Genomic DNA, 14,892 nt, shown 5'->3' on the forward strand with positions numbered 1-14,892 from the left:
CCGTCCCCATCGGCCATACCGGCCGCGTGCAAGAAGGACACGCAAAGCCTCTCGGCGACCACGCAGCCCGGGGCGGACGCACCGCCGGCCGAAACCCGGCGGCCCGATCCGCCGACCGAAAAGACCGTAAAGCAGAGCCTCCGGGTGGATGCCCGCAAGATCGACGCGCTCATGAACCAGGTCGGCGAACTGGTCGTCAGCCGCGCCTGGTTTTCTCAGCTCCACCAGGAGATGCGGCGGCTCCAGGACTACCTGAAGGAGAAGGTCGGCCTGGACCCGCGGGAGATGAAGCCGGTCAAGGCCCTGAGCTTCCGGATCAGCGAGGCCATCGTCGCCCTCGGGAGGGCGTCGAATGAACTCCAGGAGGGGGTGATGAAGGTCAGGATGCTGCCCATCGCCCAGCTCTTCAACCGCTACCCCCGGCTGGTCCGCGACCTCGTTCATGATGTGGACAAGAAGGTGCATCTCGAGATCATCGGCGAGGAGACCGAACTGGATAAAATGGTCATCGAAGAGATTTCCGACCCCCTCATCCACCTGATCCGCAACGCCGTGGACCACGGGTGCGAAACCGTTCCGGAGCGCCTTGCGGCCGGTAAGCCGGAGGAATGCCGCCTCTGTCTGCAGTCCTACCATGAGAGCAACCACGTGGTGATCGAAATCTCCGACGACGGCCGGGGAATGGACCCCGACGAGATCCGAAGGACTGCCGCCGCCCGGGGGATCGCCACCCCGGAGGAGCTCGATCCCATGAGCCGCCGGGAACTCTTGGAACTCGTCATGAGGCCGGGCTTTTCCACCGCAAGGGAGGTCACCCGGGTCTCGGGACGAGGCGTGGGCATGGATGTGGTGAGACAGAACGTGGAAAGGCTTGCCGGCACCATCGAAATCGATTCCCGGATCGGGGAAGGAACGCGCTTCCGGATCAAGATCCCGCTGACCCTGGCCATCATCCAGGCCCTGCTGGTCCGGGTGGGGCAAGACATCTTCACCATCCCGCTGACGGCGGTGGAGGAGACCCTCCGGATCTCCCGGGAGGACGTCACCACCATCGAGGGGGTCGAATGCATCTATCTGCGGAACAGCACCCTTTCCCTGCTCAGGCTTTCGGAATTGTTCGGCATCCAGACCGCATCCCGGGACGGCCGAAGGTCATTCGTGGTGGTGGTCAACACGGGCATGCGGCGGGTGGGGCTGGTGGTGGATGCCCTCATCGGCCAGGAGGAGACGGTGATCAAGCCGCTCGTCGACTATCTCCAGGAAAGCAGCGGCTTCTCCGGGGCGACCATCCTGGGCGACGGCAGGATTTCCCTGATCCTGGATGTCTATGAACTCATCAAGCTGTCCATCGGCACCCACGCGCGGGCGAAACACCAGGGTGGAATGTTGGATTACGGCGAAATCGGCGGCGGCCGGCCCCGCTGACCTTAGGCCGCGCCCCTGGATCCGGGGATCCCGCGCAGCGCCCGTTCCGATGGCGATATGCGCCTTTTCGAATTCTGGAGCAGATATGGAAAGAAAGATCAAGGTCCTTGTCGTGGACGACGCCGCCTTCATGAGGAAGGCGGTCACCCGCATCCTCGAGACGGACACCGGCATCGAGGTGGTCGGGGCCGCGCGCAACGGCCTGGAAGCCCTTGAAGAGATCCGGCGGATGGACCCTGACGTGGTGACCCTCGACATCGATATGCCGATCATGGACGGACTGACCGCCATGCGCCATATCATGGTTGAATCCCCCCGCCCCGTTGTCGCCCTGAGTTCCCTCTTCAGCGACGGTGCCGTTACCTTCGACGCCCTGAGGCTGGGCATCGTCGATTTCGTACCCAAACCCTCGGGGGCGGTCTCAACGGATATCGATACGTCCGGGCAGCAGTTAATCGACCGGATCAAGATCGCCTGTTCGATGAACCTGACCAACGTCAGAAGGGTCCGTCTCCGTAAAAACTGGGCACAGGCTCTCCGGGTGGACCGCCTCTATGCTTTCCAGCCCCTCGAATACATGATCGTCATCGGCACCACGCTGACCGGGCCCAACACCATCATTCGGCTCCTGTCCAAGCTTTCCCCCTTTCTTCCGGCGGCCATCATCGTTCACCAAGAGATTTCCCCCAAGATCATAGATGCCTTCGTAGCGGAATTCAACCGGCATGTCCCCTGGCGGGTGGAAGCCGCCCGCGACGGAATGATCATCCAACAGGGCGCCTGCTGCATCGGCTCCACCGAACATGCTTTGGGCCTGGAATTGAGCGAAACGGGAGAGGTCCGCCTGCATTCCGACATGAGCGTCGCAGCCCCGCTGGATGCCCTGTTTTCATCGGCGTCCGAAATTTTCGGGCGAAATACCATCGGCCTTCTTCTGACCGGCATCGGCAGCGACGGCGCCCGCGGGTTCGCCCGGATCAAGGCGCACAACGGCACCACCATCGTGCAGGACCGTCAGTGCTGTGTCTTCCCAAATTTGACCGACAATGCCATCCAAAAGGGCGTGGTGGATCTGATCATAGACGAGCGGCAGATGCCCCACACCCTTGAATCCCTGATGGCGACATGACGTGGAGGCGATCCATGACCCCCCCGACAACCATCATCCCCATCGCCAGCGGAAAAGGCGGTGTCGGAAAAAGCATTTTCTCGGCAAACCTGGCCATCGCCCTGGCAAGGCTGGGCCACCCGACCATCGCCGTCGACCTTGACCTCGGGGGATCCAACCTCCACACCTGCCTGGGCATGCCCAATACCCTTCCGGGCATCGGGGATTTTCTCAAATCTCGCCAGGCAAGATTCGAAGACCTTCCCGCAGAGACCCCCTTTACCAACCTCAAATTTCTGCCGGGCGACGGGAAAACGCCGTTCATGGCCAATCTTTCCCACCCGCAGCGGATCCGCCTGGCCCGGGCCATCCGGACCCTCCCCGCACGCTACGTCATCCTCGATCTGGGCGCCGGCTCGTCCTTCAACACCCTGAACCTTTTCGGACTGGCGGCGTCGGGGATCATGATCACGACCTTCGAGACCACGTCGATCATGAACTGCGTGATGTTTTTGAGAAACTTCATCTTCCGGATGCTCTCCGGGATCGCCTGCAAGGATGAGACGGCCTTCGGCCGGCTCATTCAGGCCTTTGAACAGCCCTCCCATGCCGGGGCACCGACCCTCGAATCCCTGCTCGACACCCTCCACGGCGCCAATCCCGGGATAGCCGAGAGGGCCGAAAGATTCTGCGGCCGGTTTCGGCCCAGAATCGTTTTCAACATGGGCGACCACCCGGATGAACTTGCCGTTCTGCCCCGGATTACAGCGACCCTGAGGAAGGGGCTTTCCATGGAGGCGGACTACCTGGGCTTTCTGTTTTACGACGACGCCGTCCGCCGTTCGGCCAAGAACCGGGAAACCCTCCTGATGCACCATCCGTTTTCCGCTGTCTCCCGGGGAATCGCGGGGATCGCCGAAACCGTTGCCCTCGGGTGGGACGCCCCGATGGCAGACAGCGCCGCCCGGCTGGCCGCGGAAACCCGGAAACTGCACACGCAGCGGGAAGGACGGGATCATCGGGAGAGGATCGCCGTATGACACTGAAGCAGATTTCTGAAACACACGGCTCGGCACCGGAACGGGTAAGGCTCCTCATCGTCGATGACTCCGTCCTGATGCGGCATATTCTCTGCAACATCTTCTCCGGCGCGCCGCACATCCGGATCGTGGGCCAGGCGGGCAACGGCCGGGAGGCCCTTTCGATGATTCCCGACCTCGATCCCCACGTGGTGACCCTGGACATCAACATGCCGGTCATGGACGGCGTGACGGCGCTCAAGCACATCATGATCCGTCATCCGCTCCCCACCGTGATGTGCAGCACACTTACCCGGGAAGGCCAGAAGGTGACCTTCGATACCCTCAAATTCGGGGCCGTCGATTTTATCCACAAGCCGTCCAACCGCCATGCGCAGGGCCTCGAAGCGCAACACCAGACCATCATCGACAAGATCACCCTGGCCGCCGCCGTCGATATCGGATCCGTCCGGTTTCTGAAAACGGGAAAAAACGTCCGGCCGGGTGCCGCCGCGGCGGCGCGCCCGGAAAACCTCACCCATATCTGCGCCGTCGGCGCATCCGAGGGCGGTTACGGCGCTCTGCTCAAAATCATTCCCTATCTGCCCGGAAACCTTTCCGCCGCAATCCTTCTCATCATCCACGACACCAGCCAGAGCGTCGGCGCCTTCATTCGGTATCTCCACGAGGAGAGCGCCGTCCGGGTGCAGCGGGCCATCGACGGTGCGCCCGTCAAGCCTGGCGTCTGCTACGTCGCCTCGGGCCGGGAGTATATCACCATCGAGGGCAGGGCGTCTGGATGCGACCTGCGGGTCAATACGTCCCCGTTTCCAAACCGCCGAAGCAGCATCAACATGCTGCTGATCTCCCTTGCCGAAACCATGAAGCAGCGCGCCATCGGCCTGATTCTTTCCGGCGGCGGCCACGACGGCGCGGAAGGCCTCCGTGAAATCGCCCGAAGGGGCGGGCTCGCGATGGTCCAGTCTCCGGCGGCAAGCCTCTACAAAGAGATGCCCGTCTCCGCCCTGCAAAAAACGCCGTCGGCCGAGGTCCTCCCGGACCGGCAGATCGCCGAGGCGATCCGCCGGCACTGCCATCCTGCCGATATTGCCCGGGGCGCCGAGGCCTGTTGACGTCACCCCGCCCTTCTGCTATCTATCCACACCGTCCGGGAGCGCCCACCCGACGATCCTCCCGGCGGACGCGCCTTCCCGATGCGGCCCTCCCGGCATGACCGCCCGCCGCATCCAACAGCCAACGCAACGCAAAGGACCACCGTGGACAGGAATCCCATCCAAGCGCTCGACAGGATTATTGCGTCCCTCAGGGGAGAGAACGGATGCCCCTGGGACAAAAAACAGACGCCCGGAAGCATCGGGCTGTACCTCATCGAGGAGGCCCATGAGCTTCTCGACGCCATTGAATCGGCAGACCCCGAAGACATCTGCGAGGAGTTGGGCGACGTCCTCTTTCAGGTCCTGTTCATCGCCAGGCTTTTTGAGGAAAAAGGGCTTTTCTCCATCGAAGCCGCGGCACGGAAAAGCGCGGAGAAAATGATCCGGCGCCACCCCCATGTCTTCGGGGAGGTCACCCTTACGGAGACCGAGGAAGTTCGGCAGCAATGGCATGAAATCAAGAAGCAGGAAAAAAACGGGCGGAAGGAGGGCGGCTCCGTCCTCGACTCGGTCCCCCGAACCATGCCGGCCCTCATGCGCGCCTACCGGATCTCGGAGCGGGCCGCGCGCACCGGCTTCGATTGGGACGACATCGCCGGCGTCATGGGGAAGGCGGAGGAGGAGTGGCGGGAGCTGAAGGGCGAGATCGGAAACACCGGCACCCGCGAAGCCCTGCCGGAAGCGGATCGGGATCAAGAGAAAACCGCCATGGAATTCGGGGACGTGCTCTTCACCCTGGTCAACGTCGCCCGCTTTGCCCGGATTCATCCCGAAACCGCCCTGGCCCGCGCCACCCGGAAGTTCGAGGAGCGCTTCCATCATCTGGAGCGGGCGGCGGCCGAGAGCGGCAGGGACATCGACGCCGTTCCCCGCGAAGAAAAGGAGCGGCTCTGGAACGAGGCCAAGGAGATGTAGGCCGGAACAGCCCGCCGGCTCTGCCGGGCGCCGCATCATCCCCCGCCGGGGTCTTCCTCCTCTCCGGCGGTTTCTTCGAGTTGGTCCGGGTCCTCGTCATCCGCGTACCGCTTCTTTTTGGCCATCAGCCGCAGAAAGGCGATACAGGTGATCACCGCCGCCGTAAAAAACAGAATTTCGTAGAAATGGATCGACCCGATCACCCACCAGGCGTCTGTCTTCGCCAGGGCCTTCCGCCACCCGGCCTCGAATTCACCCAAAGAGACGCCCGCGGCGGCATATAATGCCGCGTCGGGGGAAGCGCCGTCACCCAGGGCGCCCAGAAACGCGAGCAGCCCTTCCACCCCGTACTGCCTGACCATGTGATCGACGATGCTTCTGCTGGCCTCGTAGGCGAGGATCACGGACGGCCGATCCTGCGAAAAATACCCGTTAACATCCTCGAAAGAAGGGATGTTGTTCGAAAGGACCGCCCGCCTGAGCGCCTCTCCGCCGCCTGCGGCCAGCAACTCGGAAAAGCCGTCGCTGTACCACTGGGCAACGCCTTCGTCGAGCCATCTATGCAACTGGGATGCCGGTATCCACCGATGCAGCATGAGGTGGCACAATTCGTGTTTGAGAGTGGTTTCAAGGGTCAGGGGCGCATGATGCATCTTGGTGTTGTCGATGACCATGGCCCCCGCCTCGGGCCGAACAAAGGCCGAGAAATACGGCCGCCCGATCATCTGTGCAAACAACCTGGCATCATTCAGCAGCCAGATCGTCACATGCCCCGGAAACGGGCGGTTGAAGCGGTCGACGAGATCCTGTTTCAACCGGGGGACCATCCTCAGGATCTCGTCTGCCGAAACCGCCAGCGCCGGAGGGGAAAAGACCGTCACGTCCGGTCCGTCCGAACGTTGATATGCGTCTCCCCCCGCGGTGAACGGATACCCCCACACCGCCAGCAGGATCATGAAGGCGGCATGTTTTCCAAGGATGCGTCCCCACCCTGTCCGGGTCCATTTTTCGGCGGCGGCTATTTTTTCCAGGGTCCGTCGATTTTGAAGGTCACGTTGACGTTGATATTGAAGTCTTTCAGAAGAGCGATCTCCCGGATCTTCTCGACCAACTCTCCGACGGCGCGGACCTCTTCAGCCCCGAGGCCGCTCAGGAGCTCCGGAAGCTTCAGGGTCGCATCCGCCCCGGCGCCCCGGACGTCCGCCTCGACCCCCATCTCCCTGGGAGGCCTGACGCGCCGGGTCTTGGGGGAAACGCTCTTTTTCCCGGCCCGCTGAACCACATACTTTCCCAGCACGGGAAATTCCTTCAGGGCCTGGTCCAGGGTATACCGCTCCTTCCCGGTCTTAAGGGTCATCCCATAGGCCTGCTGGGATGAAAGCTTCAAAAACTCATCCACCACCCGGTAGGTGAACCGGTTTCCTTCACGCTTCTTGTGGATAAAATGCCCGAGTTCGCATTTATCCGCATCCGTTATCCTGGAGAGCATGCTCGCCACATCCTGGACCTTCACGGGCTTCCCGGACAGGTCCGAAATGATATCCGTGATCTCCTTGGATCGAAGCGGATCCCCGCTCATCAGGGTTTCAATAATTAGATGCACCGTGCTTTTCTTTTCCTTGGCTGTCATTGGCCTTTTCCTTTGCTATTCTTCTTCTTTTGGTTCTTGCCCTCTTGAATGCCTTTCTCAACCCTTTTTTCATCCCCTGGAACCCAACCGTTTTCCAAACGAATCCGCGATCGCGGCATGGTTGTCTAGAATTTTCTCGATTCCTTTGCAAATTTATGACGTGAAATTTATTTTGTCAAAAATTTTATGTGATTATAATAAGATTCCGAAAGATTAGAAACGGAGAACAGCTATCCTACTTATCTTTTTGAATAAAATTCATCGAAGGGCCGCAGATCGACCAAGACGGGAGGGGTGGCGCGCCGCAGGGCGGACCTGAGAGGGGACTGGTTTCGGGGTGCTTTTCGGGAAGTGCCGTCAGGAAGGGTGTAACCCGGCCTGGGTTTGCCATGGCACCCAGGACCGGGGCGGCCTGTTCATACTGACCGGATCCAAGGCCGCATGGAAGCCGGTCAGTGAAGAGGGCTTATACGCCTTTTCCGGAATGGGCGCCGCCTCTATCAATGCACTCTCCATACGCGATTCTTTCGAGAATTACAAGATTCTTGACGGAGCCGCCCCGTTTTCCACCCGACGCCTCGGTTGACAGATCCATGCGCCTCGGCTAACAATGCGCCACGGGCTTGCTTTCCGGGGAGCGTTCACCATGTCAGAGGGATACCGCAGAATGAAGATGCCGCGACAACAACAGGGAATCCATAGAGGGGCGCGGACCGAAAGACAGAACGATGCCCCGGAACTCCCAGGGGAGGTCATCCGCCGGATCGACGCCATCCTTCGAGGGGCCTGCGAAGACCTCCGGGAGACGCTTTACGAGCACGAAGTCTACGACATTCTGAATCATATCGGGCTCGCCACCCCGAGGTATGCCTTCATCGCCTCTCCGGAGCAGGTCGACGACGCCGTGCTGCATCCTTTCAACAACGATCTGATGCTCAAGGTCGTCTCCCCTTCCATCGCCCACAAACAGCAGTTGGGCGGCGTGAAGAAGGTCCGCCATCACGACCCCCTCTTCATCCGGTTCATCCTTGACCAGATGGAAAAGGAGGTCCTTTCCCATTTCAAAGCGCCGGACCTTCCTGAAATCCGGGGATTTCTTATCGTGGAATATATCCCGCATACCCAGGCTTTGGGCTATGAGGTGCTTTTCGGATTCAAGGAGGACCCGGCCTTTGGTCCGGTGCTGACACTGAGCAAAGGCGGGGACGACGCTGAATTTTTCGCCAGATATTATGATCCGGCCAACCTCTCCCTTGCGCCCCTTACCCTGGAGGAGGCGCTGGAGATGGTCCAAGCCCTCAACATCCGGCATAAATTCGAATCCATCGGGCGCCTTGAATATCTCACCTATTTCGCCGAAGCCGCTTCGAAGTTGAGCCGTCTGGCCTATCATTACTCCTTTGTGGCCGAAAACCGGCCCGAGTTCATCATCACGGCCCTGGACGTCAACCCCTTTGTCATCACCTCGGACCATCGCTTCGTGGCCGTGGACGGATTTGCCCGGTTCCACCCGGGCCGCCGGGAAACGAAAATCGTCCCGCCCGTCAACACCGACCGCCTGGAAGGGTTTTTCAATCCCCGCGGCATCGCCGTCATCGGCGTGTCATCCGATCCTGAAAAACACAGCCTCGGGCGGAACATCGCCCACCAGATCCATGACCTGGGCCGGAAGGACCTCTACCTCGTGAACCCGAAAGGCGGGAACCTCCGGATCGACGGCGTCGACTATCCCCTCTACCCGTCCCTCAGGGAGGTGCCGCACCCCGTAGACCTGGCGGTGTATGCGGCGCCGGCCCGGGCCGCCCCGGAATTTCTCCGCACCATCGAAAACAAGGTCGAAAAAGCCCTCATCCTGATCTCCGGCATCCCCTCCGAGGTCGATTATGCCGAATACGCCCGCCAGCTCGATGCGGCGACGCCCGAGGGGCTTCGCGTCATCGGCCCCAACTGCATGGGGGTGTTTTATGCCCCCGATGCGGAGAGCCAGGGGCTCAACACCCTGTTCATCGAGGAGAAGCGTCTGGATCTGGGGTATTCGAGCGCGGGCAACACGGTTCTGCTCACCCAGAGCGGCGCCTTCTCGGTGACGGCCATCGACAAATTCCAGCGGTCCCGGCTGTTCAAGGCCATCGTCAGCTTCGGCAACAAATATGACGTCAAGATCCCGGACCTCATCGCCTACTTCTCGAAAAAGCCCGGCATCGACCTTATTTCTCTCTACATCGAGGGCCTCGATCCCGGCGAAGGGCGCGGATTTTTTCAACTGGTCCGGAGGCTTTCCCTGCCCATCATCGTCTACAAATCGGGAAAGACCGATGCCGGCGCGCGGATCGCCGCATCCCACACCGCCTCCATGTCGGGGAGCTACGACGTGTTCCGGGCGGCCTGCCGGCAGGCGGGGGTCATCCTGGCCGAAAACATCGAGGACCACTACGACGCCGTCAAGGCATTCTCCCTGCTCTCCCGCAAACCGCCCTCGGGAAACCGCGTGGCCGGAGTGGTGAACGCCGGGTTCGAATCGGCCGTGGGCGCCGACGAGCTGGCCCATCTGACCCCGGCCCAACTCTCCCCCGAAACCATCACGGCGCTGCGGGGTCTCGACGCGGGCGGGCTGGTGGACACCCGGTCGTCTTTTCTGGACATCACCCCCATGGCCGACGACCGCATGTACGGGGATTTCGTCCGCAGGGTACTTTGGGACGAAAACGTGGACTGCCTCTTTGTTTCGGTCATTCCCCACACCGATGCACTCAAAACCCTGCCGGAGAACTGCCGCGATCCGGACAGCCTAGCCAACCGCCTGGTGGCGATTGCCGGGTCTTCCCCCAAGCCCATAGTGGTGTCGGTGAACGCGGGGAGATATTACCAGGATTTCGTCAATATTTTAGAGGAAAACGGCCTGCCGGTCTATGCGGACATCCGGTCGGCCATCCGGTCCCTGGACCGGTTCACGGCCTTCCACCTCTCCCGCCGGAAGCAGGGCCGGCCGAAGCGTTTCAAGAACCAGTGACGCCCGGGCGGGACCTCACCGAAAGGGGCCCGCACCCGAGGGGCTGCGGGAAATCAACGGCTGCGGGTCACGCCGGCAAGCTTCTTCAGTTTCAGGGCGATCTGGTTGATGACCGCAACCTGGTCGCTGATGTTCTTGGCATGGGCGTAGAGGGCGTTGTCTTTCCGGGAGTTCATCAGGACATCCCGCGAGGCATCCATGGCCATCAGGGGCTCCTGCAGTTCATTATAGAATGCCCGGGCCAGCTTGCCGATGCTCTCGTTCCGCTCCTGGCGGATGAGTGCCTCCTCCGAGGCGATTTCATCGGAAATGTCCTCGATCATCCCCAGGACGCCGATCACCGTTCCCTCTTCATCGTGAAAGGGGAATGAGCCGGCGTCCCATGAAATCGTCTTGCCCGCCTTCTCGTCGAACTCCTCGATCACCTCGAAGCCCGGCGAGTTGGTTTCCATGGCGAACTCCCCGTAGCGTTTGAGCAGCCCGGCGTAAGGCCACGGCAGTTCGTCGTCGGTTTTGCCGACAATGTTCTTGGGGTCTTCCACCCCCGCGAGCTTGGAGAAATTCCTGTTGCAGCCGAGATAAGCGGAATTGGCGTCCTTCCAGAAAATGCACTGGGGGATGTTGTCCATGGCAATCTGAAGGATCTCCCGGGAATCCCGGAGAGCCTTCTCGGCCCGGCGTTTTTCTTCGACCTCCTGCTGCAGCCGCTGATTGGACGCCATCAGCTCGCGGGTCCGCTCCTCGACGATCTCCTTGAGGCGGTCTTTTGCCTGCTGGAGGACGGACTGAATCCGCCGGCTCTCCGCCAGCTCCCGCTCCTTCTGGATGAGCTGGTATTGCCGGACGCCGGCCTCAAGGGCGCCATGGAGGTCATCCGGCTTGCAGGGCTTGGTCAGAAACCGGAAGATATACCCTTCGTTGACCGCCTCCATAACAATGTTCAGATCCGCATACCCGGTGAGCATCATCCGGACACTCTCGGCCGAGGCCTCCCTTACCCGGGACAGAAAATCGATTCCGTCCATTCCCGGCATGCGAAAATCGGAAATGATGACCGCATACGGCCCGTTCCGGCCGACCATGGTCATTGCAAGTTCACCGTCTTTTGCGATGTCCACATCGAATGACTTTTTGAGATGCCGCCGGTAGGCATCCAGCATCTTGGCGTCGTCATCGACGATTAATATTTTTTCCCGTCCCACCATCCAACCTCCTGTGTGCGAGATATCTTTCGCGCCATGGGCGGCAACCCCTTTCCGAGCCCGGGCCGGCCGGAGGCTTTGCCCGGAAGCCATCTCCCGAAAAGGCTTTTTGTTATAATTTTGTTTATACATTAAACGGATAAGGGGTTCAAGCATTTATATGCCATGGGTTTTTTTGCGGAACCGTCAAAATTATTCACGGAAATCCGCGCATCAGTATTGACTAAGGCGGCATCTCCCGCTAATATGCCACGCTTATGCAAAATCCTTGATATTGATATGATCTGAGGAAACCCAAGGCGTCATGATACAGCTCATCAGAGGATTCAAAGACATTTTGCCCGGGGAAGCGGAGCTCTGGCAGGAGATCGAACGGGTCTCCCGCGACCTTTTCGAGAGCTTCGGCTTCAAGGAAATCCGCATCCCCGTCATGGAGAAAACCGAGCTCTTCGCGAGGAGCATCGGGGAGCACACGGACATCGTGGAAAAGGAGATGTATACCTTTCCCGACCGGAAGGGAGACCTCATCACCCTTCGCCCAGAGGCCACCGCGTCCATCGTCCGGTCTTACGTGCAGCACAAGATGTATGCCGCCGATCCGGTCCGGAAATTCTATACCATCGGCCCCATGTTTCGACGCGAGCGGCCCCAGAAGGGACGCTACCGCCAATTTTACCAGATCAACGCGGAGGTCATCGGCGTCGACGCCCCGTATATCGACGCCCAGTTGATCTTCCTGCTGGCCACCCTGCTGGAGCGCCTGAAGGTCACGGATGTGGCGGCCCACATCAACTCCCTGGGATGCCCCGAATGCCGCCCGGCCTTCCGGGAAGCCCTGACCGCACTGCTGGACGGAAAAAAGGAGCGCCTCTGCGAGGACTGCGCGCGCCGGAGCGGCACGAACCCGCTCCGGGTGCTGGACTGCAAGGTCCCCGCATGCCGCGAAGCCATGGCCGACGCACCGTCCCTGCTTGAATATCTCTGCGAGGGCTGCAAGGCCCATTTTGACTCGGTCCAGCGGTCCCTGAACCGCCTGGGCGTGCCGTTCGTGATCGACAAGAAGCTGGTGCGGGGGCTCGACTACTACACGCGGACCACCTTCGAAATCCAGACCGGGGCCCTGGGCGCCCAGAGCGCCGTCGCCGGCGGAGGCCGGTACGACGGCCTCATCAAGATGCTCGACGGCCCCGACACGCCGGCCATCGGCTTCGCCATCGGCCTCGACCGGCTTGCCGAGATCGTGGGCCTCCGCCAGGCGGACCTGGAAAAAAAGCCCCGGCTGTTCATCGCGGCCCTGGGGGATGCCTGCGCCGAAAAGGCCTTTGACTGGATCTGCCGGCTGGGGCTTGCCGGCGTCCACGCGGAGATGGACATGGCGGACAGGAGCCTCAAGAGCCAGATGAAGCAGGCCGACCGCTGCGGGGCCGACCTGGTGCTGATCCTGGGGGAGAGCGAACTCGCCTCCGGAAGCGCCGTCCTGCGGAACATGCGGACGAAAGAGCAGGCCGCCGTCGTCATCGACGACCAGACCGCGGCGCGCCTTCTCGCCCACATTCAATGAACTAATAAGGAGACCATTCATTGTCGGATATTCTTGGTGATATGCGCCGGACCCATCGATGCGGTGAGCTGGGCGCGAAAGACACCGGTAAGGACGTCGTGCTGATGGGCTGGGTTCAGCGCCGAAGGGACCACGGCGGCGTCATCTTCATCGACCTCAGGGACCGCCAGGGCATCACCCAGGTGGTCTTCAACCCCGAGATCGACCTCGCTTTCCACGAGAAGGCCCACGACCTGAGAAACGAATACGTCATCGGCATCCGGGGAAGGGTCGAAGCGCGGCCGGAAGGCATGGTCAACCCCAACCTCGCCACGGGCGAGATCGAGGTGATGGCCCGCGAGCTCCGAATCTTCAACGCCGCCGAGACGCCGCCCTTCATGGTTGAAGACCGGATCGAGGTGTCGGAAAGCATCCGGCTCAAGAACCGGCACATCGACCTCCGGCGGCCCAGCCTCCAGCGGAACATCATCATCCGGCACCAGGCGTCGGTGGCGATCCGGAACTACCTCAACAGCCTGGGATTTCTCGACCTGGAAACCCCCATCCTCACCCGGAGCACCCCCGAGGGCGCGCGGGACTACCTGGTGCCCAGCCGGGTCAACCCCGGCCAGTTCTACGCCCTGCCCCAGTCGCCGCAGCTCTTCAAGCAGCTCTTCATGATCGCCGGATTCGACCGGTACTACCAGATCGTCCGCTGTTTCCGGGACGAAGACCTCCGGGCAGACCGCCAGCCCGAGTTCACCCAGATCGACATGGAGATGTCCTTCGTGGGCGAGGAAGACATCATGGCCGTCTCAGAGGGCATGATCCAGGTGCTCTTCAAGGAGATTCTGGGCCGGGACCTTGAACTCCCCTTCCCCCGCCTGACCTATCCGGAGGCCATCTCCCGCTACGGCCTCGACAAGCCGGACATCCGCTTCGGCCTCGAACTGACGGACCTCTCCGACATCGTCGGCGGCTCCGGATTCAAGGTCTTCTCCTCCGTCGTGAAAAGCGGCGGGGTCGTCAAGGCCATCATCGTCAAGGGCGGCGGCGATTTCACCCGGAAGGAGCTGGACGACCTGACCGAATTCGTCGCGGTCTACCGGGCCAAGGGCATGGCCTGGATCAAGGTCAGGGACGACGGCTGGCAGTCCCCCATCGCCAAATTCTTCACGGAGGAGGAAAAGCGGGCCATGACCGAACGGCTCGGCATGGCGCCCGGGGACCTGGTCCTCTTCGGCGCGGACGACGCCCGGATTGTCCACGACAGCCTGGGGAACCTGAGAAACCACCTGGGCCGGAAGCTGGGCCTCATCGACGACAACACCTACGCCTTCACCTGGGTCACCGACTTCCCCATGCTCGAGTACGACGAAACCGAAAAACGCTATCAGGCCCTCCACCACCCGTTCACCGCGCCCTTTGAGGCCGACTGCGACAAACTGGAGACCGATCCCCCGGCCGTCCGGTCCCGGGCCTACGACCTCGTGCTGAACGGCTTCGAGATCGGCGGCGGCAGCATCCGCGTCCACCAGGTCGACCTCCAGCGGCGGATCTTCCAGGCCCTGGGCATGGCGCCCGCGGAATATGAAGAGAAGTTCGGGTTTCTTCTCCAGGCCCTCGAATCGGGCGCCCCGCCCCACGGCGGCATCGCCTTCGGCTTCGACCGCCTGGTGATGCTCCTCTGCGGGGAATCCTCCATCCGGGACGTCATCGCCTTCCCCAAAACCCAGCGGGCCGCCTGCCTCTTGACCGGCGCCCCGGCGGATGTCGCCAAAGCCCAGTTGAACGAGCTGTCCCTCAAAGTGAGAAAGGTCCAGATGGAGAACTGACCGGGGCCGATTTTTTTCCGGGGAGCATTTTTC

General features: G+C 61.4%; 11 protein-coding genes. 8 read left to right on the forward strand and 3 right to left on the reverse strand.

The annotated features are described in order from the left end of the window. The 5 genes from ACEW8N_RS13090 to mazG form a co-directional block, all read left to right on the forward strand. A partial coding sequence (locus ACEW8N_RS13090) for a chemotaxis protein CheA (RefSeq protein ID WP_373500277.1) occupies positions 1-1,425 on the forward strand: 1,425 nt, incomplete at its 5' end. Positions 1,426-1,510: 85 nt separating this feature from the next. After that, on the forward strand, positions 1,511-2,554 hold the full coding sequence (locus tag ACEW8N_RS13095; RefSeq protein WP_373500278.1) for a chemotaxis protein CheB: 1,044 nt from the start codon (positions 1,511-1,513) through the stop codon (positions 2,552-2,554). Between the two features lie 14 nt (positions 2,555-2,568). Next, complete coding sequence (locus tag ACEW8N_RS13100) at positions 2,569-3,573, forward strand: P-loop NTPase (RefSeq protein ID WP_373500279.1); 1,005 nt, start codon at positions 2,569-2,571, stop codon at positions 3,571-3,573. Beyond that, entirely contained in the window at positions 3,570-4,685 is a 1,116-nt protein-coding gene (locus tag ACEW8N_RS13105) for a chemotaxis protein CheB (RefSeq protein ID WP_373500280.1), read from the forward strand. The genes ACEW8N_RS13100 and ACEW8N_RS13105 overlap by 4 nt, the downstream gene beginning before the upstream one ends. 144 nt (positions 4,686-4,829) lie before the next feature. After that, positions 4,830-5,642, forward strand: a complete 813-nt coding sequence (gene mazG, locus ACEW8N_RS13110; protein WP_373500281.1) for a nucleoside triphosphate pyrophosphohydrolase — start codon at positions 4,830-4,832, stop codon at positions 5,640-5,642. Between the two features lie 35 nt (positions 5,643-5,677). On the opposite strand, the gene ACEW8N_RS13115 is transcribed toward mazG, so the two are convergent. Both ACEW8N_RS13115 and ACEW8N_RS13120 read right to left on the reverse strand, forming a co-directional pair. Next, complete coding sequence (locus tag ACEW8N_RS13115) at positions 5,678-6,598, reverse strand: peptidase MA family metallohydrolase (RefSeq protein WP_373500282.1); 921 nt, start codon at positions 6,596-6,598, stop codon at positions 5,678-5,680. A gap of 62 nt (positions 6,599-6,660) precedes the next feature. Beyond that, complete coding sequence (locus ACEW8N_RS13120; protein ID WP_373500283.1) at positions 6,661-7,272, reverse strand: hypothetical protein; 612 nt, start codon at positions 7,270-7,272, stop codon at positions 6,661-6,663. A gap of 673 nt (positions 7,273-7,945) precedes the next feature. Between ACEW8N_RS13120 and ACEW8N_RS13125 the strand changes: the two genes are divergently transcribed. Further along, entirely contained in the window at positions 7,946-10,282 is a 2,337-nt protein-coding gene (locus ACEW8N_RS13125) for an acetate--CoA ligase family protein (protein WP_373500284.1), read from the forward strand. 53 nt (positions 10,283-10,335) lie between these two features. On the opposite strand, the gene ACEW8N_RS13130 is transcribed toward ACEW8N_RS13125, so the two are convergent. Then, positions 10,336-11,487 (reverse strand): response regulator, encoded by a 1,152-nt coding sequence (locus ACEW8N_RS13130; RefSeq protein WP_373500285.1) that lies wholly within the window; start codon positions 11,485-11,487, stop codon positions 10,336-10,338. Positions 11,488-11,788: 301 nt separating this feature from the next. Here ACEW8N_RS13130 and hisS point away from each other — a divergent pair, with 301 nt between their 5' ends. Next, positions 11,789-13,045: a histidine--tRNA ligase gene (hisS, locus tag ACEW8N_RS13135; RefSeq protein ID WP_373500286.1), complete on the forward strand. Its 1,257-nt coding sequence runs from the start codon at positions 11,789-11,791 to the stop codon at positions 13,043-13,045. Between the two features lie 20 nt (positions 13,046-13,065). Beyond that, positions 13,066-14,859: an aspartate--tRNA ligase gene (gene aspS / locus ACEW8N_RS13140; RefSeq protein ID WP_373500287.1), complete on the forward strand. Its 1,794-nt coding sequence runs from the start codon at positions 13,066-13,068 to the stop codon at positions 14,857-14,859. Positions 14,860-14,892: the final 33 nt, after the last annotated feature.

Source organism: Desulfococcus sp., assembly GCF_041737845.1.
GTDB lineage: Bacteria > Desulfobacterota > Desulfobacteria > Desulfobacterales > Desulfococcaceae > Desulfococcus.